Source organism: Bradyrhizobium sp. LCT2, assembly GCF_009931255.1.
GTDB lineage: Bacteria > Pseudomonadota > Alphaproteobacteria > Rhizobiales > Xanthobacteraceae > Bradyrhizobium > Bradyrhizobium diazoefficiens.
In genome coordinates, this window is sequence record NZ_CP034432.1 from 3781555 (window position 1) to 3808347 (window position 26793).

General features: G+C 64.2%; 23 protein-coding genes and 1 pseudogene. 13 read left to right on the plus strand and 11 right to left on the minus strand.

Features of this window, described 5'->3' with window-relative positions:
• Positions 1-6 precede the first annotated feature (6 nt).
• The 3 genes from EI171_RS18135 to flaF all read left to right on the plus strand — a co-directional run bounded on the left by EI171_RS18135 (position 7) and on the right by flaF (position 5452).
• The gene (locus EI171_RS18135) at positions 7-2280 is read left to right on the plus strand and encodes a DUF1522 domain-containing protein (protein WP_161534327.1); all 2274 of its coding nucleotides are present in this window, start codon (positions 7-9) and stop codon (positions 2278-2280) included.
• Positions 2281-2497: 217 nt separating this feature from the next.
• Positions 2498-4789, plus strand: a complete 2292-nt coding sequence (locus tag EI171_RS18140; protein ID WP_011088584.1) for a DUF1522 domain-containing protein — start codon at positions 2498-2500, stop codon at positions 4787-4789.
• 294 nt (positions 4790-5083) lie between these two features.
• Positions 5084-5452: a flagellar biosynthesis regulator FlaF gene (flaF, locus tag EI171_RS18145; protein WP_008554779.1), complete on the plus strand. Its 369-nt coding sequence runs from the start codon at positions 5084-5086 to the stop codon at positions 5450-5452.
• 205 nt (positions 5453-5657) lie between these two features.
• Here the strand turns inward: flaF and EI171_RS18150 are convergent, their stop codons facing one another.
• The 4 genes and pseudogenes from EI171_RS18150 to EI171_RS18165 all read right to left on the minus strand — a co-directional run bounded on the left by EI171_RS18150 (position 5658) and on the right by EI171_RS18165 (position 8176).
• The gene (locus EI171_RS18150) at positions 5658-6017 is read right to left on the minus strand and encodes a hypothetical protein (RefSeq protein ID WP_011088583.1); all 360 of its coding nucleotides are present in this window, start codon (positions 6015-6017) and stop codon (positions 5658-5660) included.
• A 158-nt stretch (positions 6018-6175) separates the two neighbouring features.
• A complete protein-coding gene (locus EI171_RS18155; RefSeq protein WP_011088582.1) occupies positions 6176-6673 on the minus strand; it encodes a hypothetical protein in 498 nt (165 codons plus the stop codon).
• Positions 6674-6689: 16 nt separating this feature from the next.
• A pseudogene (gene flgJ / locus EI171_RS18160) lies at positions 6690-7052 on the minus strand (flagellar assembly peptidoglycan hydrolase FlgJ); the annotation flags it as partial.
• Complete coding sequence (locus tag EI171_RS18165) at positions 7052-8176, minus strand: flagellar basal body P-ring protein FlgI (RefSeq protein WP_028173283.1); 1125 nt, start codon at positions 8174-8176, stop codon at positions 7052-7054. The pseudogene flgJ and the gene EI171_RS18165, both read right to left, overlap by 1 nt.
• A 269-nt stretch (positions 8177-8445) precedes the next feature.
• Between EI171_RS18165 and EI171_RS18170 the strand changes: the two genes are divergently transcribed.
• Entirely contained in the window at positions 8446-8859 is a 414-nt protein-coding gene (locus EI171_RS18170; RefSeq protein ID WP_092191940.1) for a flagellar assembly protein FliX, read from the plus strand.
• A gap of 157 nt (positions 8860-9016) precedes the next feature.
• Here EI171_RS18170 and EI171_RS18175 read toward each other — a convergent pair whose 3' ends face one another.
• Positions 9017-9388: a helix-turn-helix domain-containing protein gene (locus EI171_RS18175; RefSeq protein WP_028173285.1), complete on the minus strand. Its 372-nt coding sequence runs from the start codon at positions 9386-9388 to the stop codon at positions 9017-9019.
• A gap of 149 nt (positions 9389-9537) precedes the next feature.
• On the opposite strand from EI171_RS18175, the gene EI171_RS18180 reads away from it, so the two are divergent.
• Both EI171_RS18180 and dksA read left to right on the plus strand, forming a co-directional pair.
• Positions 9538-10149 (plus strand): NAD(P)-dependent oxidoreductase, encoded by a 612-nt coding sequence (locus tag EI171_RS18180; protein WP_161534328.1) that lies wholly within the window; start codon positions 9538-9540, stop codon positions 10147-10149.
• Positions 10150-10364: 215 nt separating this feature from the next.
• The gene (dksA, locus tag EI171_RS18185; RefSeq protein WP_008554760.1) at positions 10365-10730 is read left to right on the plus strand and encodes an RNA polymerase-binding protein DksA; all 366 of its coding nucleotides are present in this window, start codon (positions 10365-10367) and stop codon (positions 10728-10730) included.
• 280 nt (positions 10731-11010) lie between these two features.
• Here dksA and EI171_RS18190 read toward each other — a convergent pair whose 3' ends face one another.
• Positions 11011-11409, minus strand: coding sequence for a helix-turn-helix domain-containing protein (locus EI171_RS18190; protein WP_202633157.1), 399 nt, complete (start codon positions 11407-11409; stop codon positions 11011-11013).
• 96 nt (positions 11410-11505) lie between these two features.
• Here EI171_RS18190 and EI171_RS18195 point away from each other — a divergent pair, with 96 nt between their 5' ends.
• Together EI171_RS18195 and EI171_RS18200 are read left to right on the plus strand one after the other, a co-directional pair.
• On the plus strand, positions 11506-12534 hold the full coding sequence (locus EI171_RS18195) for an aldehyde reductase (RefSeq protein WP_161534329.1): 1029 nt from the start codon (positions 11506-11508) through the stop codon (positions 12532-12534).
• Positions 12535-12642: 108 nt separating this feature from the next.
• Positions 12643-13422 (plus strand): 2-keto-4-pentenoate hydratase, encoded by a 780-nt coding sequence (locus EI171_RS18200; protein WP_161534330.1) that lies wholly within the window; start codon positions 12643-12645, stop codon positions 13420-13422.
• A gap of 275 nt (positions 13423-13697) precedes the next feature.
• On the opposite strand, the gene flgH is transcribed toward EI171_RS18200, so the two are convergent.
• The 4 genes from flgH to flgF are packed head-to-tail and all read right to left on the minus strand — an operon-like array spanning position 13698 to position 17185.
• Entirely contained in the window at positions 13698-14462 is a 765-nt protein-coding gene (flgH, locus tag EI171_RS18205; RefSeq protein WP_011088573.1) for a flagellar basal body L-ring protein FlgH, read from the minus strand.
• Between the two features lie 3 nt (positions 14463-14465).
• Entirely contained in the window at positions 14466-15608 is a 1143-nt protein-coding gene (flgA, locus tag EI171_RS18210) for a flagellar basal body P-ring formation chaperone FlgA (RefSeq protein WP_028173290.1), read from the minus strand.
• 10 nt (positions 15609-15618) lie between these two features.
• Positions 15619-16407 carry a flagellar basal-body rod protein FlgG gene (gene flgG / locus EI171_RS18215; protein WP_011088571.1) on the minus strand — a complete coding sequence of 263 codons (789 nt, stop codon included), beginning with the start codon at positions 16405-16407 and terminating at the stop codon, positions 15619-15621.
• A gap of 16 nt (positions 16408-16423) precedes the next feature.
• Complete coding sequence (gene flgF, locus EI171_RS18220) at positions 16424-17185, minus strand: flagellar basal-body rod protein FlgF (RefSeq protein ID WP_011088570.1); 762 nt, start codon at positions 17183-17185, stop codon at positions 16424-16426.
• Between the two features lie 385 nt (positions 17186-17570).
• Between flgF and fliL the strand changes: the two genes are divergently transcribed.
• From fliL to EI171_RS18245, 5 genes are all read left to right on the plus strand, one after another.
• Positions 17571-18071 carry a flagellar basal body-associated protein FliL gene (gene fliL / locus EI171_RS18225; RefSeq protein WP_027548517.1) on the plus strand — a complete coding sequence of 167 codons (501 nt, stop codon included), beginning with the start codon at positions 17571-17573 and terminating at the stop codon, positions 18069-18071.
• Positions 18072-18100: 29 nt separating this feature from the next.
• Complete coding sequence (fliM, locus tag EI171_RS18230; protein WP_011088568.1) at positions 18101-19303, plus strand: flagellar motor switch protein FliM; 1203 nt, start codon at positions 18101-18103, stop codon at positions 19301-19303.
• Positions 19300-19746: a DUF6468 domain-containing protein gene (locus tag EI171_RS18235; protein WP_060908203.1), complete on the plus strand. Its 447-nt coding sequence runs from the start codon at positions 19300-19302 to the stop codon at positions 19744-19746. Before fliM ends, EI171_RS18235 begins: the two co-directional genes overlap by 4 nt.
• 10 nt (positions 19747-19756) lie before the next feature.
• The gene (locus EI171_RS18240) at positions 19757-20518 is read left to right on the plus strand and encodes a MotE family protein (protein ID WP_011088566.1); all 762 of its coding nucleotides are present in this window, start codon (positions 19757-19759) and stop codon (positions 20516-20518) included.
• A gap of 662 nt (positions 20519-21180) precedes the next feature.
• Positions 21181-21381: a hypothetical protein gene (locus EI171_RS18245; protein ID WP_039185590.1), complete on the plus strand. Its 201-nt coding sequence runs from the start codon at positions 21181-21183 to the stop codon at positions 21379-21381.
• Between the two features lie 22 nt (positions 21382-21403).
• On the opposite strand, the gene EI171_RS18250 is transcribed toward EI171_RS18245, so the two are convergent.
• On the minus strand, positions 21404-26608 hold the full coding sequence (locus EI171_RS18250) for a DUF5801 repeats-in-toxin domain-containing protein (protein ID WP_161534331.1): 5205 nt from the start codon (positions 26606-26608) through the stop codon (positions 21404-21406).
• Positions 26609-26793 lie beyond the last annotated feature (185 nt).

The following is a 26793-nucleotide window of genomic DNA, read 5'->3' on the forward strand; positions in this document are numbered from 1 at the left end:
AGAGTCATGTCAGGTATTGTTCTCTCTGCGTCGGTTCGTCAGAACCTGCTCTCTCTCCAGTCCACCGCCGACCTCCTCGCCACCACACAGAACCGTCTGTCGACCGGCAAGAGCGTCAACTCGGCCCTGGACAATCCCACCAACTTCTTCACCGCCCAGTCGCTCGACAACCGCGCCAGCGACATCAACAACCTGCTCGATAGCATCGCCAACGGCGTGCAGGTGCTGCAGGCCGCCAACACCGGTCTGACTTCGCTGCAGAAGCTGATCGACTCCGCGAAGTCGATTGCCAACCAGGCGCTGCAGACCACGGTCGGCTACTCCACCAAGTCCAACGTCTCCACCACCATCTCGGGTGCGACCGCCGCTGATCTGCGCGGCACGACGAGCTTCGCCAGCGCAACGGCGAGCAGCAACGTGCTGTATAACGGCACGGCCGGCGGCACGACCGCGGCGAGCGGCACTACGACGCTCGGCGCGTCCATCGGCTCCTTTGCAAGCACTGGCGCAACGGCCGGTGACGGCACCACGGCGCTGACCGGCGCCATCACCCTGATCGCCACCAACGGCACGACCGCAACCGGCCTGGCCGGCAACGCCCAGCCTGCCGACGGCGATACGCTGACCGTGAACGGCAAGACCATCACGTTCCGCAGCGGCGCGGCTCCGGCGTCGACCGCCGTTCCGTCCGGTTCGGGCGTCAGCGGCAACCTCGTCACCGATGGCAACGGCAACACCACCGTCTATCTCGCCTCCGCGACGGTCAACGATCTCTTGTCCGCGATCGATCTGGCCAGCGGCGTGAAGACGGTATCCATCAGCTCCGGCGCTGCGACGATCGCCGTGAGCGCCAGCCAGCCAGGTGCTGCGGTCTCGACCGCCGCCGCCGGCGCCGTCACGCTGAAGAGCTCGACGGGTGCGGATCTGAGCGTCACCGGTAAGGCTGACCTGCTCAAGGCTCTCGGCCTGACGACGTCCACAGGTGCTGGAAATGCCACCGTCAACGTCAACCGGACCACGAGCGCGGCCTCGCTGGGCGCGACCATCGCGGACGGCTCGACGCTGAACGTCGACGGTCACGTCATCACCTTCAAGAACGCGCCGATCCCGGGCTCGACCGGTGCGCCGAGCGTTCCGAGCGGTTACGGTGCCACCGGTAACATCCTCACCGACGGCAACGGCAACTCGACGGTCTATCTGCAGGCCGGCACGGTCAACGACGTGCTGAAGGCGATCGACCTTGCCACCGGCGTGCAGACCGCGACGATCAACGCCAATGGCACCGCGACGCTTGCGACCGCCACCGGCCAGTCGAACTCGTCGATCAACACCTCCGGTCAGCTCAAGCTCTCGACCGGTATCAACGCCGACCTGTCCATCACCGGCACCGGCAATGCGTTGAACGTGTTCGGCTTGGCCGGCAACACCGGCAGCGCAACCGCGTTCACCGCGGCACGCACCTCGGGCATCGGCGGCATTGCCGGCAAGACCTTGACCTTCACCTCCTTCAACGGCGGCACGGCGGTCAACGTCACCTTCGGCGACGGCACCAACGGCACGGTCAAGACGCTCGATCAGCTCAACACGAAGCTTCAGGCCAACAACCTGTCTGCAACGATCGACGCCAACGGTTTGCTGACGATCACCGCGTCCAACGACTATGCGTCATCGACGCTCGGTTCGACGTCGGCAGGCGGAGCGATCGGCGGCACGCTCACATCGGCGCTCACGTTCTCGACGGCTTCCAACCCCGTCCAGGATGGCGTTGCGCAGACGGCCCGTGCGAACCTGGTGTCTCAGTACAACAACATCCTGAACCAGATCGACACGACCTCGCAGGACTCCTCGTTCAACGGCGTCAACCTGCTCAATGGTGATCAGCTCAAGCTGGTGTTCGACGAGACCGGCAAGTCGAGCCTGAACATCACCGGCGTGACCTACAACTCCAAGGGTCTGGGCCTTGCTGCGCTGACCGTCGGCGTCGACTTCATCGACAACGCCGCGGCCAACAGGGTGCTGACCAACCTCAACGCCGCGTCGAGCACGCTGCGCTCGGAAGCCTCGAGCCTCGGCTCGAACCTCTCGGTGGTGCAGATCCGTCAGGACTTCAACAAGAACCTGATCAACGTGCTGCAGACCGGCTCGTCCAACCTGACGCTGGCCGACACCAACGTCGAGGCGGCCAACAGCCAGGCGCTGTCGACCCGCCAGTCGATCGCGGTCTCCGCGCTGTCGCTGGCCAACCAGTCGCAGCAGAGCGTGCTCCAGCTGCTCCGCTAGTAAGTAGCGGAAATAACTTGGTAAAATAGAGCGGCGGGGTTTTGTGCCCCGCCGCTTTTTTGCGTCCGGAGGCGGGCAGGGGCGTTCATTCGCCATTAACCCTATCGCTTAAACCGGCGTTAACCATACTTTAAAGGACACCTCCTAAAACTGGACCAAAGCCCGCTTTCGAGACCGCGCGGCCGATTCGTATCCGGTTCAAGAGGAAGACTCGCCAATGTCCAACATCGTTCTCTCGGCGTCAGTTCGCCAGAACCTGTTGTCGCTGCAGTCGACGGCCGACTTGCTGGCCACGACGCAGGAGCGGCTGTCAACCGGCAAGAAGGTCAACACGGCGCTCGACAATCCCACCAACTTCTTCACCGCGCAGGGGTTGGACAACCGGGCGAGCGACATCAGCAACCTGCTCGACGGCATCAACAACGGTGTGCAGGTGCTCCAGGCCGCCAACACCGGCATCACCTCGCTGCAAAAGCTGATCGACAGCGCGAAATCGATCGCCAATCAGGCGCTGCAGACCACGGTCGGTTACTCCACCAAGTCGAACGTCTCCACCACGATTCCCGGTGCGACACCGGCCGATCTGCGCGGAACGACCTCCTACGCGAGCGCAACCGCCAACAGCAACGTGCTGTATACCGGTGCAGCCGGTGGCGTGACCCCGGTGACGGGGACTGCCGCGCTCGGCGCCTCACTGGGTTCGAACGCGGGCTCGGCGGTCGGTTTTGCCGCGACGGCCGCCGACGGCACCACCGTACTGTCAGGTACCGCCACGCTGCTCGGCACCACGGCATCCACCACCTTCGGCGCGCCACCCGCGGACGGCGACACCATCACGGTGAACGGCAAGACCATCACCTTCCGCACCGGTATCCCGCCGACGACGCAGCCGACCGGCTGGGGTCTCGACGCCAGTGGACACATCGCCACCGACGGCAATGGCAACTCGATCGTCTATGAGGGAACCGCGGTTGCGCCCAGGGCGACCGTCAACGACGTCCTCAGCGCGATTGACCTCGCCAGCGGCGTCAAGACCGCAACGATCAGCGCAGGCGCGGCGGCCATCGCTGTCAGCGGTTCGACCGGTCCCATCGGTACGCTTCAGGTGGCATCGTCCATCTCGGGCGGCGGCCAGGTCACGCTGAAGAGCTCGACCGGCGCCGATCTGAGCGTGACCGGCAAGGCTGACTTCCTCAACAAGCTCGGTCTGACGACGGCGACCGGTGCAGGCAATGCGAACGTGACCGCGAACCGGTCGACGACCGCGGGCTCGCTCGGCACCCTGGTCCAGGACGGCTCGACGCTGAACATCGATGGTCACACCATCACCTTCAAGAACGCCCAGACGCCACAGTCGGCGGCCAGCGTGACCTCGGGTGGCGTCAACGGCAACATCGTCACGGACGGCAACGGCAACTCGACCGTCTATATCCAGAGCGCGACGCTCACCGACCTGCTCAACTCGATCGACCTTGCCACCGGCGTCAAGACCGCCAGCATCTTCAACGGCGCGGCGTCGCTGACGACCACTGCGGGCCAGATCCCGTCGTCCGTCAACAGCAGCGGCCAACTTGCGCTCTCCACCGGCATCAACGCCGACTTGTCGATCACCGGCACCGGCAACGCGCTCCACGCGTTCGGCCTCAGCGGCAACACGGGAACGGCGACCGCCTTCACCGCGGCGCGCACCTCCGGTGTTGGCGGTGTCAGCGGCAAGACGCTGACCTTCACTTCCTTCAACGGCGGCACGCCGGTGAACGTCACCTTCGGCGACGGCACCAACGGCACCGTCAAGACGCTCGACCAGCTCAACGCGCAGCTTCAGGCGAACCATTTGACGGCGACGATCGACGCCAATGGCTTGCTGACGGTGACCACCGTCAATGAATATGCTTCCTCGACGCTCGGTTCGACAACTGCGGGCGGCACGGTCGGCGGCACGATCACCGGCATTCTGGCCTTCACCACCGCGCAGCCGCCGGTCCAGGATCCCGTCGCGCAGACGGCGCGCTCGAACCTGGTCAACCAGTTCAACAACATTCTGGCGCAGATCGACACGACGTCGCAGGACTCCTCCTTCAACGGCGTCAACCTGCTCAACGGCGACACGCTGAAGCTCGTCTTCAACGAGACCGGCAGCTCCACGCTCGGCATCAACGGCGTGGTGTTCAACGCGGCAGGTCTCGGCCTCAGCAACCTCGTCAACGGCGTCGACTTCATCGACAACGGCGCCACCAACAAGGTGCTGACCAGCCTGAACGCGGCCTCGAGCACGCTGCGCTCGGAAGGTTCGGCGCTCGGTTCGAACCTCTCGATCGTGCAGGTGCGTCAGGACTTCTCCAAGAACCTGATCAACGTGCTGCAGACCGGCTCATCGAACCTGACGCTCGCCGACACCAATGAGGAAGCGGCCAACAGCCAGGCGCTGTCGACCCGCCAGTCGATCGCGGTCTCCGCGCTGTCGCTCGCCAACCAGTCGCAGCAGAGCGTGCTGCAGCTGCTCCGCTAATTTCGCAGCGCAAGACCGCTACTCGAGATATCGCGGCGGGGCTAACGCTCCGCCGTTCTTTTTACGGAGATCGCTAAGGCAGGATTAGCTGAGATTGATGCCCATCACGCGAAGCAAGTTTACAGCGTGTGTGCGTGCATCTAGCTTTGCGCTGACGAAGAAACTCCGCGACCCGTAATTATCCGGAGTGCTTCCAAGCGCACACGTAAGCAAATCTTAAGCGGTGCTGCCTAGGGTTGGGAAAGAAATCCTTAAGCGCGTTCAACGGGCTAGGTAACCTCCAGGGTGTGATTGATGTCGAATTCCGCTGCCTCGGCTTACGCGCGTGTTGCAACGACCACCGCATCTCCTCGCGACATCGAGGCGCAGACCCTGCTCAAGGCCGCCAACAAGCTCCAGGATGCGGTGAACAACGCCGATCCGCTCAGCGAGCAGACCATGCAGGCGCTGATGTTCAACCGCAAGCTCTGGACGATCTTCCTGAGCGAGGCGATGCGCGACAACAATCCGCAGCCGATTGACGTTCGCCAGAAGATCGCCAACATCAGCGTGTTCGTGCTGAGCCAGACCGCGGCGCTGCAGATGAGCCCGCAGTTCGATCACTTCCGCCCGCTGATCGAGATCAATCGCAATATCGCTGCCGGTCTGTCCGGACGGCCGTGATGGAGGCCCGTCGTGGCCGACATCATGAGCATTTTGTCGACCGCGTATAAGCCGAACGTTCTTTCCAGACGGCTCGTTCCGTTTCGGGAATAGCAAATTCACGCTGACTGACGCGCGCAAGGCCCAGATCAAGAACGTCGTCACTGATCCTGCGACGGACTCGACTTATCTCGAGACCGCGGTTGCCACGCTCGATACCTGAGCGTCAGGCGCTGACATCCGTATTGAGCGGACGCGAGGGTTTGGACTTCAGATCCTCTGCATGGAAATAAGCTCGCCGGCGCAGCATCGCTTCGTCGGGGAACTGATTGACCACGGCGTCGGTCCTGTCGTTGACGACCTGGAAGACGAAGGATGCGGCGGCCTGGTCGAACACCACCTGCCGCGAGATGTTCTCGCTGTTCGGCAAATCATTGCGCACGGGCGCGCTCGTATCGCTCGCGGCGACCGTCTGGCTCACCGGCAAATCGGTTTGCACGGCCTCGTTCGCCGCCGCATTCGACGTCGTTATGATCTGCGCGGGGGCCGGTATCCCCACCGGCCTGATGCTGAAATCTGTACTCATGGCAGCCTCCTGGTTGCCTCGTCCGAGTCAAATCCCAACCCCTCTCAATGCGCAACCATGGAACACCAGGATTGAAGACCCGGTAAGGAAACGTGACTAACCGCGCGACGATATCGCCGCGCGGTTTTTCGTAAAATTGTCGCTTGTTTTCTGCGCGTTCAGAGCGAGCGGCTGACGGTGAGCGGGGTGATGTGGCGCGGGCCCGGAGTGGCGCGGCGTCCCGCGGCCGTATAGGTGTTCGGCACGTTGCGCTTCTGGATCTCGGCATTGACGCCGCGCACGACGCTCTCGGAGACCGCGTGCGCGGTCGCGAGCACGGTGAGATTGACCTGGAGCATCGCGCGGAACGCATCGTGATGCCGATGCAGCGTCGAAAGCAGCTCGGGCGCCGATTTCGCGAGCTGGGCCTGGTTGGCCTTCAACTGGCTGACGGCGCCGACATAGTTTCGCGACAGCTCCTGTTTCCTGCTCTCGAGCATCATCGCTTCGCGGACGTTGCCGGCGCGAACGAGTTCGGTCTCACGCTCGATCAGTCCGAGCAGGGCGCTCATCGCATCCATCAGGTCTTCGGCGAGCTTGCGCGCCTGGGCGTTGCCGGGCGCGGTGTTCGGGCGCTGCGCTTGCATCGGCTGACGTGAGGCGGTGAACTGGTTCATCTCGTTTGACCTTATGCGTGCGGACGGTTTTCGCCTGCTGCATGATGAGAGTGCGGTAGACCTCGGTGGCGACGCCGACGCCGCCGGCCTTGGCGAAGTTCTTGGAATACTGCTCGGTCAGCATCGAGCGCCATACGCCGGTGCCCGTTGTGTCGCCGAACGGGCCTTCGCCCTTCAGGCCCGAGGTCATCTGCGAGAACATGCTGTTGAGGAACATCGCCTCGAAATCAGTGGCGGTCTTCTGCGCCTTGGCCTGCTGCTGCGGCGAGACCTTTTGCAGCGCGGCGGCGAGCTCGAAGTCGGGCCGGCCGTTGCGGCTTTCCACCGAGAAGGCCGAGGAGGCGGCGGCGCGCGGGGTGTTGATCATGCTCGTCTGCATCACATCACCTCGATATCGGCTTCGATCGCGCCGGCGGCCTTGATCGCCTGGAGGATACTGATCATGTCGCGGGGGCCGATGCCGAGGCCGTTGAGGCCGTCGACGAGCTGCTGGAGCGAGACGCCATCCTTGACGAGTGCCAACTTCCTGCCGTCCTCGGTGACGCTGACGCTGCTGCGCGGCGCGACCACGGTCCGCCCTCGGGACAGCGGATTGGGCTGGCTCACCTGCGGGCTTTCGGAGATCGTGACGGTGAGGTTGCCTTGTGCCACCGCGACGGTGGCGACGCGAACGTCGCGGCCCATCACGATGATGCCGCTGCGCTCGTCGATGACAATCTTGGCGGCGAGATCGGGGTCGACCTGGAGCTGCTCGATCTCGGTGAGGAAGGCGACGACGTTGCCCTTGAACTCCGGCGGAATCGAAAGCTGCACCGTCGATGGATCGATCGGCTCGGCGGTCTTGACGCCGAGATAGTCGTTGACAGCCGCCGCGATGCGCTTTGCGGTGGTGAAGTCGGCATTGCGGAGCGCCAGGCGCACGTTCGGCAGCCGGTTGAGCGCGAACTCGATCTCGCGCTCGATGATGGCGCCGTTGGCGATGCGCCCCACGGTCGGAACGCCGCGCACGATCTTCGCCGCTTCGCCCTCGGCCTGGAAGCCGGAGATCGCGAGCGAACCCTGCGCGACCGCATAGACGTTGCCGTCGGCGCCGAGGAGGGGCGTGACGAGCAGGGTGCCGCCCTGGAGGTTCTTGGCATCGCCGAGCGCGGAAACGGTGACGTCCATGCGCGTGCCTTGGGTGGCGAAGGCCGGCAGATTGCCTGTCACCATCACGGCGGCGACGTTGCCGGTGCGGATGGTGGCGCCGCGGATGTTGACGCCCATGCGCTCGAGCATCGCTTGCAGCGACTGCTTGGTGAAGGGGATGTTGTTGAGCGTGTCGCCGGTGCCGTTGAGGCCGACGACGAGGCCGTAGCCGATCAGCTGGTTCTGCCGCACGCCCTCGATATTGGCGAGGTCCTTGATGCGCGAGGTCGCGCTTGCGGACGTGACCGACAGCGCCAGCGCTGACAGCGCGGCGCAGGCCACCCCAACAATCCTCACCCAACGAACGCCTGGCATCCTCTGCTCCCCGAGGCTCCTCAAATCTCGGACCATCCTCGACACTCCCATGACGAGCTGGTCCGACGCTTTCCTTGCGAGTGCTGTGCCAACGCGGGGCAGTGGGGGTAGGTCGCTGAATAGGTTGAATAAATCTGTTTCGACCGGTGTCAGCGGGCGTTGTCCCTGAGGAGCGAAACTGCCGCCCGTCGGCAGATTTTGCCGGGCTGTTTACGCGCCGTTAACCATAAAACAGCGAAGGTGAGGCATCGATCACCCGGATTGCTGCGATGCGCATCTACGGACCGAACGGCACCACGCTTGGAACGCCGGCCAGCCAGGCCAGGCGGACGGGCTCCGGCACCTTCGTCTTGCCCGACACCTCGTCGGCGCAGGAGACGCGAGCGGCTGCGGCGCCGAAAGCAGCGGCCAACATCGATGCCCTGCTCGCGTTGCAAGGCATCGAGGAGGATCCGGTCGAGCGCCGCAAGCGCTCGGTCGCGCGCGGCAAGACCGCGCTCGACGTGCTCGACGATCTCAAGATGGGCCTCTTGTCCGGCAATCTCGACGCGTCCACCGTGATGCGGCTGCGCGACGCTGCGGCGAACCTGAAATCGTCCTCGGGCGATCCCGGTCTCGATTCCGTGCTGTCCGAGATCGAGCTGCGCGTCGAGGTCGAGCTGGCGAAGGCGGGACAGGCGTAGTCGGGCAGGCTGTCGTCGCCCGGCTTGACCGGGCGACCCAGTATTCCAGAGACAGTAGTTTTGAATCGAGACGCCGCGGCGTACTGGATGCCCCGGTCAAGCCGGGGCATGACAGCGAAATTTCGTGTGAGCGCGTCGCGTACGTTTGAGAAAGGGCTTACGCCGCCTCCTCCTCCTTCTGCGCGTCGTAGCGGCGCTGGGCGGCGAGCACGTCCTTCAGATTCTGCTCGGCCCAATCGCGTAACGGATCGACGGCCGCGGCGAGTGTCAGCCCGAGCTGCGTGATCGAATATTCCACCGTCACCGGTACGGTCGCGATGGCGCGGCGCTTGATCAGGCCGTCGCGTTCGAGCGATTTGAGAACCTGGCTCAGCATCTTCTGCGAAATGCCTTCAATCGTGCGACGCAACTGATTGAAGCGCATCGGCTCCTCGCGCAGCAGCAGGAGGATCAGCACCGCCCATTTGTCGCCGACGCGATCGAGAATCTGGCGCGTGGGGCAGTTCGCTGCATAGACGTCGGGCTTCATCTTCGGGTCCTCGATCCATTGAAGTCGCTTGCCGGCTCGCTTGCCGGTTACTCCTGCGTAATCAGGTGAGCACAAAGTGCTCTCTTAACACCAGCTTTCTTTGAGATATCTAGTCGCTGCTAGTTACCACAGAAGCAAAGGAGCCTTCCATGAAAATCGCAGTCGCCGGCGCCTCGGGCCGGGCCGGGTCGGAGATCACCAAGGAACTGTCCCGCCGCGGCCATAGCGTCACGGCCATCGCCCGGAACCCCGAGAAGATCGCGGCCCTGCCGAACGTCACACCCACCAAGGGGGATGTGCTCGACCAGGCGGGTCTCGCCGGGCTGTGGGCCGGGCACGACGTCGCCGTGAGTTCCGTGCACTTCTTGGCCAGCGACGCGCTCAAGCTGATCGGGGCAGCCAAGGACTCCAAGGTCGGCCGCTACCTCGTCGTTGGCGGGGCTGGCAGCCTGGAGGTTGCACCAGGCGTGAAGCTGGTCACAACTCCCGGTTTTCCGGCCCAATACAAGGCCGAGGCGGAGGCTGGCTCCGCCTTTCTCGACCTGCTGCGGCAGGAAAAGGAACTGAACTGGACCTTCATCTCGCCATCGGCGCTGTTCGTCGAGGGCGAGCGCACGGCCAAGTTCCGGCTCGGGACCGATCAGCTTCTCGCAGATGCGAACGGCAAGAGCTGGATCTGCTTCGCCGACTACGCCATTGCGCTTGCCGACGAGGTCGAGCGGCCGGCCCATTTGAGGCAGCGTTTCACGGTCGGATACTAGGCCTTCGGCCGCTCCCGGGCCCTTGCGGATAAACCTTCCTGTGCAAGGGCTTGGGGGCGCCGGCTGGGCGATCAGGGAAATATTGTCTGTCACAGGAGGCCGCTATATAACGCCCCGCTCAACGGACCCCGTTCCGTTTGCGAGTCGTTGCTTAGACAGATAGGCCGCCCTTGGAAAAGTTGAAAAACTACCGACCGACCGAAAAAGAGCCTTTCATGAACGACCGGCAGAAGGAGTACTTCCGGTTGAAGCTCCTTGCCTGGAAGGATGAGATCCTCAAAGAGTCCAAGCTCACCCTGCAAGCCCTGCAGGAGGAGAACGTGAACCACCCCGATCTCGCCGATCGGGCATCGTCCGAAACCGACCGCGCCATCGAACTCCGCGCCCGCGACCGCCAGCGCAAGTTGATCGCCAAGATCGACGCCGCGCTTCAGCGTATCGAGGACAACACCTACGGTTATTGCGAGGACACCGGCGAGCCGATCTCGTTGAAACGGCTCGAGGCCCGGCCCATCGCAACACTCTCGGTGGAAGCGCAGGAGCGCCACGAGAAACGCGAGAAGGTCTATCGCGACGAATAGAGTCAGAGCCGCAGCGATGCGGCTCTTTGTTTTTGGACGCAAGGCGCCATTTCGCGCCGCGGTCAGGATATTGCCCGTCGCTTGCCGTCGCGCTTCAACGCGCGACCGCAATCGCGAAAAATGAATCGCGATCAATGAGCTAGAGTCACATCCTCCGAGCTCACGTGAGTTCGGATGAGAAACAGCCTTCACTTCAGGTGCGGGAGATTTTGCGAGTCGCATCAACGGGATCGACTCGAACGCTGAGACACCGATCCAGCTGCATCAAGCATCGCTGCAATCAGGCCTGGTGCGACGCCACGAGGCGCGCGGCCCCATAAAGCCTGGACCAGCTCAATATTTCCTTAAACGCCGGCAACAGGCCGTAGGCCGCATCCGTCAGCTCGTACTCGACCCTCAAGGGCTTCTCCGCGAAGACGGTTCGCGACACCAGTCCGTCCTGCTCGAGCTCGCGCAGCTGCGTGGTCAGCATGTGCTGGGTGATGCCGCCGATCGATCGCCGTAATGCGCCGAAACGGACCGCGCCGTTCATCAGCGCGAACAGGATCTCCAGCTTCCACTTGCCGCCGAGCGCGTGGATGGCCCGCTTGAAGTCGGCGAGCAGGGCAGGGTCGGGGCTGCAATCGCAGTCGCCGTCGCAGGCACTGGTCAGGTTTTCCATACTGGTCTCGAAATCCATTCTACTTGTTCGCAAGCACATAGTGACCAGATGCCGCCTTGAGCAGGGCCTTGATGGAACCAATTCGCCGGCCCGTGCAACGAGGGGAATTTGGCAATGAGCATTGTTCTGGTCACGGGCGGGTCGGGTTTCGTCGGCATCCACGTCGTCCTGCAACTTCTGGCCGCCGGCCACACGGTGCGGACAACGGTGCGCCGGCCGGAGCGGCAGGCCGACGTGCTGGCCATGCTGCGCGAGGGCGGGGCGGTATCGCCCGAGAGCCTGTCCTTCTTCACCGCCGACCTCGTCCGGGACGAGGGGTGGCGTGAGGCCGTCGCGGGCTGCGACTACGTTCTCCATGTTGCCTCGCCGCTCTCGACCAGTGTTCCCAAGGATGAGGACGAGATGATCATCCCGGCGCGCGACGGCACGCTGCGGGTGCTGCGGGCCGCGCGCGAGGCCGGCGTCAGGCGCGTGGTGATCACCTCGTCGCTGGGTGCGATCGGGTATGGCCACAAGCCGCGGGAAAAACCGTTCGACGAGACCGACTGGACCAATCTCGGAGGTGCCGACGTGCAGGCTTACATCAAATCCAAGACGCTGGCCGAGCGGGCGGCCTGGGATTTCGTGGCGCGCGAAGGCGGCGGGCTCGAGCTCTCGGTCGTGAACCCCGCCGGCATTTTCGGTCCCGTGCTGGGGCCGGATTTCTCCGGCTCGATCGAGATCGTCAAATCGCTGCTCGACGGTGCCATGCCGGCGGTGCCGCGGGTCTATTTCGGCGTGGTCGACGTGCGCGATGTGGCCGACCTTCATCTGCGGGCGATGATCGCGCCTGAGGCGAAAGGCGAGCGCTTCATCGCGGTCTCCGGCGAGGCGATGTCGATCCTCGATATCGCCAGGGTGCTGCGGCGGGAACTCGGACCGAGGGCACGCCGGGTTCCACGGCTCCAGGCGCCGGACTGGCTGGTGCGCCTGGCCGCCAACCGGATTCCGCTGCTGCGTGCGGTCGTGCCGATGCTCGGAAGGGTGCGGCATTCCACCAGCGCCAAGGCTCGGTCGCTGCTCGGCTGGCAGCCGCGCTCCAACGATGAGGCGATCCTCGCGACGGCCGAGAGCCTGATCCGGCTTGGCCTGGTCAGGGCGTGAAGCCGCTGTTTGGCCGACCTTAGGACCGTTCTTTGGGCCGCGCTTGTCAGGCCGCAGCAGGGATGCTGAAGTGCCGCCCTCGAATGCGTAGCGTGGGAGGCGGCGCCGATGGACAACATTCTCGAAGCCGCAAAGGCGATCGCGCTGGCGCGCCGCAACCATGCGCCGCTTGCGGCGCTCGAGTTTCCGCCAGCCGACGAGGCCGAGGGCTACCAGGTCCAGCGTGCGCTGCACGATCTCCTGCTGCCGCATGCCGGGCCGCTCGTCGGCTACAAGATCGGCTGCACCAGCCAGGTGATGCAGGACTATATCGGCATCCCGCATCCCTGCGCCGGCGGCGTGTTCCAGAAGGGCGTGCACGACAGCGGGGTGAAGCTCGCGGCTTCCAAATATGTCCGGGTCGGCGTCGAATGCGAGATCGCGGTGCGGCTGCAGCGTGACCTTGCCGCCGGCGAGGCGCCGTTCACGGCCGAATGGGTCGGCGAGGCCGTCGATGCCTATCATCCCGCGATCGAGATCGTCGACGACCGCTATGTGAAGTGGGAGACGATGGGCGCGCCGACGCTGATCGCCGACGATTTCTTCGCCGCCGGGTGCGTGCTGGGGCCGTCGGTTCCGCGCTCGTCGGTGCCGGACCTGAAGGCGGTCAAAGGCCGCGCCATCGTCAACGGCGAGGAGGTCGGCAACGGCACCGGCGCCGACGTGCTCGGCCACCCCCACAACGCGCTCGCCTGGCTCGCCAACCATCTCGCCGCCGAGGGCAAGGGTCTTCACGCGGGGCAGCTCGTGCTCACCGGCAGCCTGGTGAAGACGCTGTGGCTGAAGGCCGGCGACAAGGTACGGATGGAGCTGGACGGGCTGGGCGTGGTGGAGGCGGAGTTCAAGTGAGGGGCGCAACCGCGCTTCTCCGTCATTGCGAGGAGCTCTTGCGACGAAGCAATCCAGAATCCTTCCGCGGGCGCATTTCTGGATTGCTTCGCTACGCTCGCAATGACGGAGTTTGGGGCAACTGCGTCGCTATCATTGTACGACCGGCCTGGTTGAGCGTGGCGCACCATCGCAAAATACATGCGGCCCTCGCCAGGGGAGCTAGCGAGGGCCGCGTAGTACATCGTCGTTCGCGCCTAGGTTCGCGAACACGATGTGGGAGCTCTTAAAGAGGCTTAGAAGGGCAGCAGCACGTCCATGACCTGCTGGCCGTAGCGCGGCTGCTGCACGTCCATGATCTGGCCGCGGCCGCCATAGGCGATGCGGGCCTGCGCGATCTTGCTGGAGTCGATGGTGTTGTCGCTCTGGATGTCTTCGGGGCGGACGATGCCGGCGACCACGAGCTCGCGGATCTCGTAGTTGACCCGGATCTCCTGCTTGCCTTCGACCACGAGGTTGCCGTTCGGCAGCACCTGCGTGACCACCGCGGCGACGTTGGTCTGCAACGCTTCCTGGCGATTGACCGAACCCTTGCCGTCGGCGGAGGATGTCGAGTCGGTGGTGAGAAGGCGGCCGGGCAGGACCTTGAGCGGCTGCGTGACCGTCTGGCTGCCGATAAAGTCGGTAATTCCCGAATCTTCCTTGGCGGTGCGGCTGCGCTGGGTTTCGTTGGCGATGTTGGCCTTGTCGGTGATGTTCACGGTCACGGTGAGCAGGTCGCCGATCTGGTGGGCGCGCTGGTCCTTGAAGAAGGCGCGGCTGCCGCTGCGCCACAGCGAGTTCGGATTGTAGGAGGCGACTTCCGGCTTCGGCATCGGCATCTGCACCGGCTTGTAACCGGGCTGCGCCGTCGGATTGTCGATCGCGGACAGTTTCGGTTGCTCGCCGATCTGCGACAGGCGGTCGATCGAGGAGCAGCCGCTTGCCAGCGCGCCAATGGCCAGCAGCAGGGCAGAGATCGCGATGCGACGAGGACGGAAAGCCGAACTGAACGGGGACATGACTTACTCTGACTTGGCTGGAGCTTGCGAGACGCGGGCTTGCGGGATCTGGGCTTGTGCGATCTGGGCCGGAGACGTGGGCGCCTGGATCAGGCTTTGGGCGAGCGCTGCGGCCGCAGCCGCAGGGGCAGGCGTTTCGTCACGCTTGAGCGAGGAGGTCTGCTCGACTGCAGGCGCCATCGGCGGCGACTGGCTCGCGCCCTGGACCGTGATCTGGCCGCGGCCGGTGACGACGCCGGTTAGCGTGCGCTTGGATTGCAGGTTGAGCACGCTGACGGTGTCACCCTCGGCGCCGCTCTCGATCGCCTTGCCGCGCGTGGTGAGGTAGAGCCCGGGCACCTGGTAGATGATGGTGACGTTCTGGTCGCGCTGCACGAAGTCGGGCTTGACGATGTCCGCGACGCGGATCGGCGTGCCCGCCCGCATCGGCCGGCGCAGCTGCATGCCGATGGTGCGGTCGCGCGAGGCGGCCTCGCCGGTGACCTCGGCCTTGGGCCGGCGCTCCAGCGTGACGTCGGAGGATTTCAGGAGGTCGGCGCGGTCGATGTCGCGCGTCAGCACGGCCACTTCCACGGTCTCGATCGCGGTGCCGGTGAAGCGCAGCTTGGTCGGCGCCGGATTGTTGTCGTTGTTGATCTCGAAGGCGATGTCGAAACGGCCGCCGCGGGCGTCGTAACGCGTCGCGACCGGCTGGAGCGCGCCGGTGTTGGAGGCGTCCAGCCGCATGTCGGCGACGCCGCGGTCGAAGGTGACGGTGATGTTGGCGGCATCGCCAAGGCCGAAGCGGCGCTCGAGCGCGGAAGCCACCGCGTTTTCGAGGTCCTTGTTGGCGAGGGTGCGGGCGAGGCGGGTGACCTGGACTTCCCTGATGTCGCCGGTCATCACGCCGATCACCTGCTTTGCGCGCAACACCGACAGCACATGCGCGACCGGCAGCGCGCCGGTGGTGCCGAGATCGGGCGAGCGGTAGACCGGGATCAGCGCGGCCGAGCCGGCATTGTCGATGAGATCGCCGACCCGCACCACGTCGGAGGTCACGGTGACGCTCGCGCGCAGCGTCGGCGCCGCGATGACGTCGTCGGCGGCCTGCGCCGGCAGCGCCAGCAGCAGGAGAGCGGAGATCGTGGCGAGGGTGGTGCGGATCATCGTCATTGCCTCAGCGGAACAGCGCCGTGGTCGATTGCATCATCTGGTCGGCGGCGCTGATGACCTTGGCGTTCATCTCGTAGGCGCGCTGCGCGGCGATCAGGTCGCTCATCTCCGAGACGACGTCGACATTGGCCTGCTCCAGGCTGCCCTGCGTGATCTTGCCGTAGCCTTCGGTGTTCGCGGTGCCGTCCTGCGGCGGGCCGGAAGAGGGCGTCTCGGTGAACTGATTGTTGCCGACGGGCTGGAGGCCCGCCTTGTTGATGAAGCGGGTCAGGCCGAGCTGGCCCTGAACGGCCGACGTCGAGGAACCCGGCAGCGTCACCGAGACCTGGCCCTGCTCGTTGACGGTGAGGCCGGAGGCGTTGTTCGGGATGGTGATGGTCGGTTGCACCGGGTTGCCCTGCGCGGTGACGACGCGGCCCTGGTTGTCCATCTGGAAGGTGCCGTCGCGGGTGTACTGGAAGGTGCCGTCCGGCATCAGGATCTTGAAGAAGCCTTCGCCCGAGATCGCGAGGTCGAGGTCGTTACCGGTCTGCGACAGCGTGCCCTGCGTCATGCTGCGCGGCGTGCCGACGGTCTTGACGCCGCCGCCGATGTCGACGCCGACAGGCACGATGGTGCCCTGGTCCGAGGCCTGCGCGCCGACGCGGCGGACGTGCTCGTAGATCAGGTCCTGGAACGCCGCGGTCTGCTTCTTGAAGCCGGTGGTGCGCAGGTTCGCGATGTTGTTGGAGATGACCTGGACGTTGAGTTCCTGGGCCGCCATTCCGGTCGCAGCGGTGTGGAGCGCTTGCATGTCAATGATCCCCTAATCAGGCCGGAACGTCGGCGAGCTTCTCGATCGCCGATTTGTGGAGGTCGCTCTGCTGCTGGAGCAGATTGGCGATGGCGGTGTAGCTGCGCATGACTTCGACCATGCGGCTCATCTCGCCGACCGAGTTGACGTTCGACTTCTCGATGTAGCCCTGTTGCACGGTGGACTTGGTGTCGACCTGCTGGTTGGCCGAGCCGGCGCTGTAGAGGTTGGCGCCCAGCTTGGTGAGCTTGGCCGGATCGTCGAAGGTCACCATGCGGATCTTGCCGCGGATCGAGTCGGTCTTGGCCGTGCCCTCGAGCACCGTGACGGTGCCGTCGGGGGCGATATTGATGTCGTGGTCGGTCGGCTGGAAGGTGATCGGGCCGGCGGTGCCGAGCACGAGGTTGCCGTCGGAGGTGACGAGCTGGCCGGTGCTGCTGAGCGTGAACTTGCCGTCGCGGGTGTAACGCTCGGCGCCATTGGCCTGCACGGCGAAAAAGGCGTTGCCGTTGATCGCCATGTCGAGCGGGTTGTTGGTCGCCTCCATCGGCCCCTGGCCGACGTCGCGGAAGGTGCCGCGGTCCTGCACATAGGAGACCCGGCGGTCGGAACCGACGAAATTGTCCTCACGCGCGTTCGAGTTGAGAAACTCCTCGAACAGCGAATGGTCGGCCTTGAAGCCGTTGGTGTTGGCATTGGCGACGTTGTTGGCGATGACATCCATCTGCCGTTCCAACGTCATCTGCCGTGACAAGCCGATCAGAAGCGCGTTCTGCATCGGAAGATCTCCCCTGAGTGAGATCTGCCTCCTCGCTCTCCCAAGCGCGTTGGCGGACCCCGTGAACGAGACCGTCAGGTTCTCCCAAACCCCCGGGCCTCGGTCCCTTCTCAGCGAAAGCCGTGCCAACGTAGAAAATTGTTAAATATCAATGTCTTGTTGATTTTTCGAGGGTGCGGGAGGGCGGCAGAAAGGTTCTGTTAGCCATGTTTGCCCGGCAGATTTTTCCTAGTGGCGGCCCAATCGAAAGGTTCCGTTAACCATTATTACCGTAGCGTTTGCGTGCAAGAGGAGCGCATTGCGCTGGGGCATTTGTATCGCGTCATTGTCTGCCAGGGGGCTTCGCTCTTTCGATTCCTATAAGAGATGAGCGAGCCGGGCGACCATGGCAGAGAATGAAGCGGAAGGCGGCGCAGCCGCCGAAGGCGCGGAAGCCGCTCCCCCGAAGAACAAGCTCAAGCTCATCATCATGGCCGTCGGCCTGCTCGCCGTCCTCGGCGGCGGCGCGGCGACCTGGTTCTTCTTCTTCCGCCACGGCGACGACGAGCACCATGCCGAGGCGGCGCCCCCGCCGAAGCCGCCGGCCTTCGTCGAGGTGCCCGACATGATGGTCAACCTCGCCGGCGCTCCGGGCGAGCGCGTGCAATATCTGAAGCTGAAGATCGTGCTGGAGCTGAAGGAAGAGAAGCAGATCGAGGCGATCAAGCCGGCGATGCCGCGCGTCACCGACATCTTCCAGACCTATGTGCGCGAGCTGCGCTCCTCCGACCTCAACGGCTCCGCCGGCATCTTCCGCCTCAAGGAAGAGCTGACCAAGCGTGTCAACGCGGCGGTCGCGCCGGTCCAGGTCAGCGCGGTGCTGTTCAAGGAAGTCGTGATCCAGTGACGGCTCAGGGAAGGTAATGGGCTAGCGTCATGGCCGGCAACGAGCAGATGGACCAGGATGCGATTGCCGCCCAATGGGAGGCTTCGCTCGATTCCGAGGATCCCGCGGAGGCCGCGAAGGCCGCTGCCGAAAACGAACTCTCCGAGACCATGGCCCTGCAATGGGCGGCCATGGTCGAGGACGGCAGCCGCGACCTCGGCTCCGGCAAGAACTCCGGCGAGCGGGTGCTGTCGCAGGAGGAGATCGACAACCTCCTCGGCTTCACCGTCGGCGACGTCACGCTCGACGACCATTCCGGCATTCGCGCGATCATCGATTCGGCGATGGTCTCCTACGAGCGTCTGCCGATGCTCGAAATCGTCTTCGACCGCCTGGTGCGGCTGTTGACGACGTCTTTGCGCAATTTCACCTCGGACAACGTCGAAGTCTCGCTCGACCGCATCACCTCGGTGCGCTTCGGCGACTACATGAACTCGATCCCGCTGCCGGCCGTGCTCTCGGTGTTCAAGGCCGAGGAGTGGGACAATTTCGGCATGGCGACGGTCGATTCCAACCTGATCTACTCGATGATCGACGTGCTGCTCGGCGGCCGCCGCGGCACCAGCCAGCTCCGCATCGAGGGCCGGCCCTACACCACGATCGAGACCGAGCTGGTCAAGCGGCTTGTCGAGGTGGTGCTGGCCGACGCCGAGCAGGCGTTCCGGCCGCTGTCGCCGGTGACCTTCACGATCGACCGGCTCGAGACCAACCCGCGCTTCGCCGCGATCAGCCGTCCCGCCAACGCCGCGATCCTGGTGCGCCTGCGCATCGACATGGAAGACCGCGGCGGCAATATCGAGCTCTTGCTGCCTTACGCGACCATCGAACCGATCCGGGGCGTCCTGCTCCAGATGTTCATGGGCGAAAAGTTCGGCCGCGACCCGGTCTGGGAAGGCCATTTCGCCACCGAGATCGGCCAGGCCGAGATCTCCGTCGATGCAGTGCTCTACGAGGCCGACATCCCGCTCAAGCAGCTGATGCGGCTGAAGGTCGGCGACACGCTGCCGCTGGACATGCGCGCGGATGCCAATGTCACCGTGCGCTGCGGCGACGTCACAATCACCGAAGGACGCATGGGCCGGGTCGGCGACCGCGTCGCGATCAGGGTGACGAAACCCCTGCGCAAGCCAAGTACGACACTTGCGATGTTCGAGAAGGTGGACGAGCAGAACAAGATGATGGAGGCCCCATGAACCACTCCCTTGGAATGGCGATCGAGACGCTGGTGGCTATCTTGCTGATGCTCACGATCGGCTACTGCATCCTGCTGAACAAGCGGCTGACGCGGCTGAAGGCGGACGAGCATTCGCTGAAGGCGGTCATCGCCGAGCTGATCACCGCGACCGAGATCGCCGAGCGCGCGATCGGCGGGCTGAAGCTCGCCGTGCGCGACGTCAACGAGAACCTCGGCAGCCAGCTCGCGGCGGCGACCCAGATGTCGGACCAGCTCTACAAGCAGCTGGGCGAAGCCGACAACGTGGTGCGGCGCCTGTCCAAGATCGCGATCGCCGCGCGCCCCGTGACCAGTCCGGAGCCGGTTGCCGTGCCGGTGGCCAAGCCCTCGTCGGCGAAGGCGGTGGCGGCTGCGGCCGAAGCCTTCTCCGAGCGCCGACGATCCAACGGCCTTGCCGCATGAAGTCAGGGGTATGAAGTCCTTTCGTAACATCCGCGTCATACCGGTCGTCCTGGTTGCCGTCGCAGGTCTCGCCACGCTCAAGGTCGCGGGCCTCGTGATCAATGGCGGCTATGTCTTCGACTACCAGCCAAACCAGGCCAAGAAGTCCTGGGCGCAGGAGAATCTGAACTTTCCGACGGGACGGGAAGACCCCGACATCACCGGCTCGACCCATGGCGCGCCGAAGGAGGCGCCGAAGCCGGCCGCGCCCGAGACCAAGGCCGAAGGCACCGTGGTCAAGGTGGAGGAAGCCCAGCCGCAGGTCTCGGCCTCGGAGCGCGCGATCCTGGAGCGGTTGCAGTCGCGCCGCCAGGAGATCGAGGCCCGCCAGCGCGAGATCGACATCCGCGAGAGCCTGTTGAAATCGGCCGAGAAGCGCATCGAGAACAAGGTCGAGGAGATGAAGGCGGTGGAATCCCGCATCTCCGCGACCCAGGCCGAGCAGAAGGCCGCCGAAGCCCAGCGCATGAAGGGCCTCGTCACCATGTATGAGGGCATGAAGCCGAAGGACGCCGCGCGGGTGTTCGACCGCCTCGAGATGGGCGTGCTGATCGAGATCGCCTCGGCCATCGCGCCGCGAAAGATGTCGGACATCCTGGGGCTGATGTCACCGGAGGCCGCCGAGCGGCTGACCGTCGAAATGGCCCGCCGGGCTAATGGCGGCGGCGATCAATCCGCCTCGGCCGGCGACCTGCCCAAGATCGACGGCAAGCCGACGCAAAAGCCGAATTGAGGGCTCGAGAGCCGCGGCGCGTTACGGCAACCTGCGCGCAATCGCGCGGTCGTTCGGCCTGCACGCGGCTAGACGCCTTGCGTGTCTAGCTCGCGAACCGCTGCTGAACCCTGCGACCTGCCGAGCTCAGCGGTTTCTCGACGGGAAGGAGGGTCTCGCAGTGCTGCTTGATCAGCGCAGCCTTCGTCATTCGAGTCACGAGATGAAGGGTGCTGTGGCAGCAGGAGCACTCGTATACCTTCAGTGCATAACCCCGCGCGATTGGAAAGACGGCTACGACCGCTCTTGCCTGGCTACATACAATGCAGTTGGCTTCTTCGCTCATTGATTGCTCCCCCAAAAAGTTGACCAATCGAATTCGCATCGCAATGATCACATCTGATTCAGAGTCGTTGATGGACCGCAACACCCCTGAGGTTGTGCGCGCCTGTTCGGCAACCGAGCACGCAGATCAAACGCGCCGGGGAGTGGGGTGATCGCCGCGAGTTTGACGTCCTTGCCGCACGAGGCACGTCGACTCGCGTTGCGGATGCAGCCGAAGCAAGAGGCATCTTCTGAGGCTGCGATGAGTTGACGCGTACAAATGTGAAGTGGAGTACAGTGGCGCCGCAGAGTTCGTCCTAGGCTCCCGCCATTCGCAATCCGCAGCGCGGGAGGAAGCTATGAACTACTCGTCCGTAGCAGAACGCGCAATCGAAGCCGTCAATCGGCTGCTCATCGCGGCGATGACGTTCGCCTGGACATCCGCGCTAGACCATCAGCATGCATGGCCGCCGCAGGGGGAAGATGGCGACGCTGAAGATGACGCTGGTCTCGAGCGAGAGAACTCCTCCGCGCCGGATTGCGCGGGACCGCAACACTGAAGAGACGGTCGCCTTGTGTGCGTCACACGATCAGATCGTGCAGCACGTGAGCGCCAGTTGTGCCTGCCCCGTGAGCCGGATCAATATGCGACGGGGACAGTTCGTGCATTGACGCCGCCTCGGATTCGTGGGCTTTCCCGGCGTGCTCGTGATGACCGGACGGGTCTGAGGGATCATCCAATTGGACGCCGTGCTCCGGACCCTGGCCATGCGAAGCGCCATCCTTGAAGTCAAAGGAGTCGCCGACCTGGTGCGAACCGGCAGGCGCAGAGCCGTGCGCTGCATGACCGGCAGAGGGCGGATCGACATCCACCGGGCCGTGCTTCGGCGCATCGTGCTGTCCGGCTGCCTCGCTTGGAAGGGAATGACTGGCGCCGCCGTGGGCATGAGCAGCATTGTGGGCGCTGTCTGGAGCCGATGCACCGTGGTCCTCGTTGCCCTTCTCCAGCGTACGCCCGTGCCGGGCGAGCTGTTCGGCCGCATCTTGGAGCGCCGCGAAAGCAATCTCAGGCATGGGGGCACTTCCGGCGATCGAGTCATTGTTTCCGATCGTCGTATCGGTGCTGTCGGGCAGCGTTAGCTGATCGAAGACAAAGCTGGTCGCCGTCGGTGCGGCCTCGTCGTGCAAGATCGTGGACAGCCCGCTCGGTGCGGGCGTTACCGCGTCACTGCTGGTAATCTCTGCAGCGTGCGGCTGCACCCCGTCTGAGCTGGCGAAGCTGGGATGTTCGGTCCATGCAAACTGGTCCGAACTGGCAAAGACGCTGTGGGCCTGGTCGGTTGATCTGTCCGTCGCGTTCCAGTCAGCGAGGAGCGTGCCGTCGCTGAGTGTGGTCTCGGACGAACTGGTCGTCGTCACGGCGGTGGCGTCGCTTTGTGTCGTTGCGCTGAGATCGAGCGGGTCGCTGCCGGCCGCCAGCACGGCTGCCGCCGCCGGCGTCAGGGTGAAATCCGACGCGTCGATGGTCGCAATGCCCTGCAGATGGATTTCGATCAGGCCGGAATCGCCAATGTGCAGGGTCTGGTCGCTCGGATTGACATACACGATCGTTTCATTGGCCGCGCTGTCGTAGAGCCAGGCGATCGTGTGCGCCGGCACGGACGTGCTTGCCGAGCTCAAGGCCAGGAGAACGAAGCCAAGCCCGCCGAGAGCCGTCAAGTCGATCTTGTCGGATCCCGGGTTGAGATCGGTGATGGTGCCGAACTGGCCGGCCTTGGAATCCGCCGCGGACAAATGGACGAAACGGTCGTTCCCGGTGCCGCCGGTCAATTGGTCGGCGCCAAATCCGCCGATGATCGTTTCATTGCCCTTGTTGCCGTTGACCGCATCGATTCCCGCGCCACCGTGCGTCGTGTCATCGCCGTCATTGCCTTTGATCGTGTCGTTGCCGGAGCCGCCATGAAGAATGTCAGCCTGGCCAGTGCCGTTGACGGTATCTTTGCCGGCGCCCGTGGAGATGATCTGGCCCACATCGCCACCGGCCGCGATGGTTTCGCTTCCGTGAGTCACAGGGGCGAAGGGAGGATCGCTCGTCACGGCTGGTCCCGCGGCCAGGTTATCGAAACTGTTGGGGGCGTCGCCGGCGCCATGGGCGGCGATGGTCACGACCTGCGTCGTCCCGTCGATGCTGGTCACGGTGAACGTGTCGGTCGGCGTGTCGCCAACATCGAGCGCCTGCACCACACTATTGTTGTTGTCCAGCGTGTAGGTCCACAGGCCCGCCGCGGTCATCGTGAACATACCGTAGCCGCCGTCGCTCGCCGTTGGCGAGCGCACCGCTGTGAAAGTGTTGGGCAGATTGACGTCGGTGTTGGTGAGCGCACCGGAAGCGGTCGGCGTGCCAGGCGCGCCGCCCGCAGCCTCGATCATGGAGCCGGTCGCGGTCCCGGAGAGAGTGGCCCCATCGTTGGTGCCGTTGACGGCAGTCGTCACCGGCTGTGGGGGATCGCTCAAGGTGACACCACTCGCAACGTTAGTGCTGCCCAGAAGGTCTACTTGCAGGCCGGTCGTTGACGCATCGCCGTCACGGTCGACGGCCGTCACGTCAAACAGCAGATCGGTGCTGGGGATCCTGGATCCCTCGCTGTATGTGATGTTGTTGACGGTAAACGTAGCGTTGCCGGCTACCGCGTGATCGTACGACACCTCTATTCGGTTGAATTCCGATCCAACGTAGAGCGTATAGGTCGAAGTTGCGCCATCAAACGAGTAAGTGTTTACAAGCGCGAGATTCGAAGTCTCTTTCACCACGACGTGGGCGTCACCCGATGGCTTTGGAATGTTTATGCTGAAGTCGTGGATGTCGTTGGTGCCATCAAAGACCTTGAAGACGACGTCCGCAGCTCCGTTTCCTTGCCACTGCGTCAGCGCGAAACTGACGTCCGTTTGCACCGGCGTGAAGGCCAGATTCAAGGTTTCGTGTTGATCCATTTGCAGTCCGGTGTCGCCGACCGCGATGCCGTTGCTCGACGCTTTGACGTCAGCAGGGGCACCATTGAAATCGCCGGTGATGACGAGCAGACCGTCCGGAGCGGTGAGTGACGGCTGGCCACTGCCGGATGCTCCGAAATCGGAGCCGGTCACCGTCGTCTGCTGCAAGAAGCCGACGGTCTCGATGTCAAACGTGTAGGTTCCGTCTGGATTGATCAGCAGCCTAAAGTATGGATCGCTCAGCGTCCCGCTTGTATCGGTGAAGAACGCATCCAGCTCCACGCCGCCGCTCACCGCCTTGGTCGTATAATAGAAGGTGTAGTCATCACCATTCCCGGTCACGTGTACCGACGTGATGCCGCCGCCCAGATCCGTTGTCGCCAGATCGTACCCATTAACAGTGCCATTGTGGACGGCCACGCGCATCGCGCCCTCGCCATCCGCACCGAAGCTCACGTTGTAGGTGCCGTTCGCAACTTGATCGTCCTTGGCGACGATGGTTGCGATGCCAAAACCTCCAATCGTCGGGCCGTCGTCGGTGATGGTCAGCCGGCTGCCGAGATCAAGGCTCGCCGTCTGGAAGTCACCGTCCTTGTCAGTGATTGTCGCCGTCAGGTTCACAATCCCGGCGGTCAGCGAGACGCCTTCCCCGGCGTCGGGGTTGGTACCGAAAGGCTGCGTCACCGCACGGTACTCGGTGAAGGTCACGATTCCTGTCGCGGGATCGAGCGTGATGGTGAACGCCAGCGTGCCGCCGACGGTGCCAACATGGCCTTCAATGGTATTGCCTTTTTGCACCAGCACATCGGCCTGGCCAGTGTGCGAGTCGAGCAGACCCGACGCCATGCCGTTGCCGCCGGTGACAGACAGCGCATAGCCGATCGTCGCACCGTCCGCCCCCTGGATCGACGTGAACGCTGTCGAGAAGTTGCCTGACGTCGTCGTCAGCGTCGCGTCCGGCGTCGCGCCGGCGATGCTGTCGTCCAGCGCCGTAGCTGTCAGATGCGTCTCGCTCAGCGTCAACGACGGAGCCGTCCCCGTCGCCGCAATCGTCGGGCCGTCGTCGGTGATGATCAGCCGGCTGCCGAGATCACGGCTCGCGGTCTGGAAGTTGCCGTCCTTTTCGGTGATCGTCGCCGACAGGGTCACAGTCCCTTCGGTCAGCGAGACGCCTTCCCCGCCGTCCGGGTTGGTGCCGGAAGGCTCCGTCACTGCACGGTACTCGGTGAAGGTCACGATTCCTGTCGCCGGATCGAGCGTGATGGTGAATGCCAGCGCCCCGCCGGTAGTGCCGACATGGCCTTCGATGGTGTTGCCGTTCAGGATCAGCACGTCGGCCTGGCCGGTGTGCGAGTCGATCAGGCCCGATGCCGTGCCGTTGCCACCCGTGATCGAAAGCGCGTAGCTGATCGTCGTACCGTTCGCCCCCTGAACCGATGTGAACGCCGTCGAGAAGTCGCCTGACGTCGTCGTCCGCGCCGCGTCCGGCGCCGAGCCAGCGATGTTGTCGTCAAGGGACGTCGCGGGCAGATGCGTCTCGCTGAGCGTCAGCGAGGGCGCCGTGTCCGTCACCTCAACCAACGGGCCGTGGATGGTGATCGTGACCACCTGCGCGGTGCCGTCGATGCTGGTCACCGTGAAGCTGTCGGTCAGACTGTCGCCTACATGGAGCGCTTGCACCTGACTGTTGGCCTTGTCGAGCGTATAGGTCCACACGCCGGCCGTTGTCATCGTGAAGGTGCCGTACTTGCTCGCGGCCGGCGAGCCGGTCGCCGTAAAGGTATTGGGCGGGTCGTCGGGATCGGTATCAGTGAGCGTTCCGGTCGCGATCAGCGTGCCGGGCGAGGCATTGACCACGCCACCGGCCGCTATCGCTGAGCCGGTCGTCGTACCGGAAATGAGGGCTGCATCTTCGACGCCGTTGAGGGTGATCGGGAAGGGCTGACTGACCAAGAGCGAGCCATCCGCCACCGTGATAATGAAGCTTGTGGTCGTTGGCGCCTTCAGCGCATTGATCGCATCACTGTTTGGGACGAAGGTGTAGGCGCCGCTCCCGCTGTTGAGGTAAAGGGTGCCATAGGGGCCGGTTTGCGATACATCATACGTCACCCCGCCCAACACCGTGTTGCCGTTGGTGCCGCCGCTGATACCGAAGGTCAGTGTGGCATCACTGTTGCTGCTGCTTGCGGTGAACGTCCCGCTCGTCGCCGTGAATGTGTCAAACACCACGGTATCGAGTTCGGCCGGGCCGGCTCCGGTGTTCAGCGTCGGCGGCGGATGTATGATCAGAGGCGGAGGGAGGAAAAACGGTGAGACAGGCGCCAGCAAATCTTGCGCCGCGGGAGCCTCGGGCGGAATGAAATTGATCGGCTGTAGCGGCTGGGATTTGACGAAAGGAGGTGTGCCCGACCCGTGGGGGTCTCGCCCTTCCAGATTGGCAAGCGCGTCCTGCTGTGCCGCCCGCAACTCCTCCATGCGAGCAGCCGTGTTCGTGACCTGGTTCACGCTGACCGAGGAGCCGACCTTTTTGACGACGATCGTTTCGCCGGGATCCTCGACGATGATGTGCCGCGGGATCGGCTCCTTGGTCACAAGCTCGTATGCACCGTGCGCAAGGTCCTTGTAAGTGATGGCGTCGTCATCCAGGAACGTTACGTTCGGGTCTGCGGCCTTGACCTGTTTGATCATCGAGAAGAGCATTGCCGTGAGCGACAGCATCCCGAAGCCGCCGGCAGAGGCCCGCTCGCGAATCTGCGCAACGGGTCCATCAAGAGGGCCGCTCTTGGCCGCGTTCACTCGGTGACGCCTGATCGCAGCGGCTTCGCGCTCGTCCCCGGGCCTTCCAGCGGGCGTGACGGACATTGTTCGACCTCGATTGCCCAGCGTCGACCTCAGACATCGCCGTAGCTTTGCTGGCTTGCCGCGTCACGCGATCGGGAGCAATTTTGCGCCGGCAACCTTGGCCAGGCCCGCTGAAGGTC

What these genes read in the sequence shown, in the direction of transcription:
- flgA (WP_028173290.1), bottom strand. Translation starts at nt 15,608, where the DNA reads ATGATCCGCACCACCCTCGCCACGATCTCCGCTCTCCTGCTGCTGGCG.
- EI171_RS18240 (WP_011088566.1), top strand. Translation starts at nt 19,757, where the DNA reads ATGAAGTCCTTTCGTAACATCCGCGTCATACCGGTCGTCCTGGTTGCC.
- EI171_RS18175 (WP_028173285.1), bottom strand. Translation starts at nt 9,388, where the DNA reads ATGAAGCCCGACGTCTATGCAGCGAACTGCCCCACGCGCCAGATTCTC.
- fliM (WP_011088568.1), top strand. Translation starts at nt 18,101, where the DNA reads ATGGCCGGCAACGAGCAGATGGACCAGGATGCGATTGCCGCCCAATGG.
- flgG (WP_011088571.1), bottom strand. Translation starts at nt 16,407, where the DNA reads ATGCAAGCGCTCCACACCGCTGCGACCGGAATGGCGGCCCAGGAACTC.
- EI171_RS18195 (WP_161534329.1), top strand. Translation starts at nt 11,506, where the DNA reads ATGAGCATTGTTCTGGTCACGGGCGGGTCGGGTTTCGTCGGCATCCAC.
- EI171_RS18200 (WP_161534330.1), top strand. Translation starts at nt 12,643, where the DNA reads ATGGACAACATTCTCGAAGCCGCAAAGGCGATCGCGCTGGCGCGCCGC.
- flgF (WP_011088570.1), bottom strand. Translation starts at nt 17,185, where the DNA reads ATGCAGAACGCGCTTCTGATCGGCTTGTCACGGCAGATGACGTTGGAA.
- EI171_RS18170 (WP_092191940.1), top strand. Translation starts at nt 8,446, where the DNA reads ATGCGCATCTACGGACCGAACGGCACCACGCTTGGAACGCCGGCCAGC.
- EI171_RS18150 (WP_011088583.1), bottom strand. Translation starts at nt 6,017, where the DNA reads ATGAGTACAGATTTCAGCATCAGGCCGGTGGGGATACCGGCCCCCGCG.
- EI171_RS18135 (WP_161534327.1), top strand. Translation starts at nt 7, where the DNA reads ATGTCAGGTATTGTTCTCTCTGCGTCGGTTCGTCAGAACCTGCTCTCT.
- flgH (WP_011088573.1), bottom strand. Translation starts at nt 14,462, where the DNA reads ATGTCCCCGTTCAGTTCGGCTTTCCGTCCTCGTCGCATCGCGATCTCT.
- EI171_RS18235 (WP_060908203.1), top strand. Translation starts at nt 19,300, where the DNA reads ATGAACCACTCCCTTGGAATGGCGATCGAGACGCTGGTGGCTATCTTG.
- fliL (WP_027548517.1), top strand. Translation starts at nt 17,571, where the DNA reads ATGGCAGAGAATGAAGCGGAAGGCGGCGCAGCCGCCGAAGGCGCGGAA.
- EI171_RS18155 (WP_011088582.1), bottom strand. Translation starts at nt 6,673, where the DNA reads ATGAACCAGTTCACCGCCTCACGTCAGCCGATGCAAGCGCAGCGCCCG.
- EI171_RS18165 (WP_028173283.1), bottom strand. Translation starts at nt 8,176, where the DNA reads ATGCCAGGCGTTCGTTGGGTGAGGATTGTTGGGGTGGCCTGCGCCGCG.
- dksA (WP_008554760.1), top strand. Translation starts at nt 10,365, where the DNA reads ATGAACGACCGGCAGAAGGAGTACTTCCGGTTGAAGCTCCTTGCCTGG.
- EI171_RS18245 (WP_039185590.1), top strand. Translation starts at nt 21,181, where the DNA reads ATGAACTACTCGTCCGTAGCAGAACGCGCAATCGAAGCCGTCAATCGG.
- flaF (WP_008554779.1), top strand. Translation starts at nt 5,084, where the DNA reads ATGTCGAATTCCGCTGCCTCGGCTTACGCGCGTGTTGCAACGACCACC.
- EI171_RS18140 (WP_011088584.1), top strand. Translation starts at nt 2,498, where the DNA reads ATGTCCAACATCGTTCTCTCGGCGTCAGTTCGCCAGAACCTGTTGTCG.
- EI171_RS18190 (WP_202633157.1), bottom strand. Translation starts at nt 11,409, where the DNA reads ATGGATTTCGAGACCAGTATGGAAAACCTGACCAGTGCCTGCGACGGC.
- EI171_RS18180 (WP_161534328.1), top strand. Translation starts at nt 9,538, where the DNA reads ATGAAAATCGCAGTCGCCGGCGCCTCGGGCCGGGCCGGGTCGGAGATC.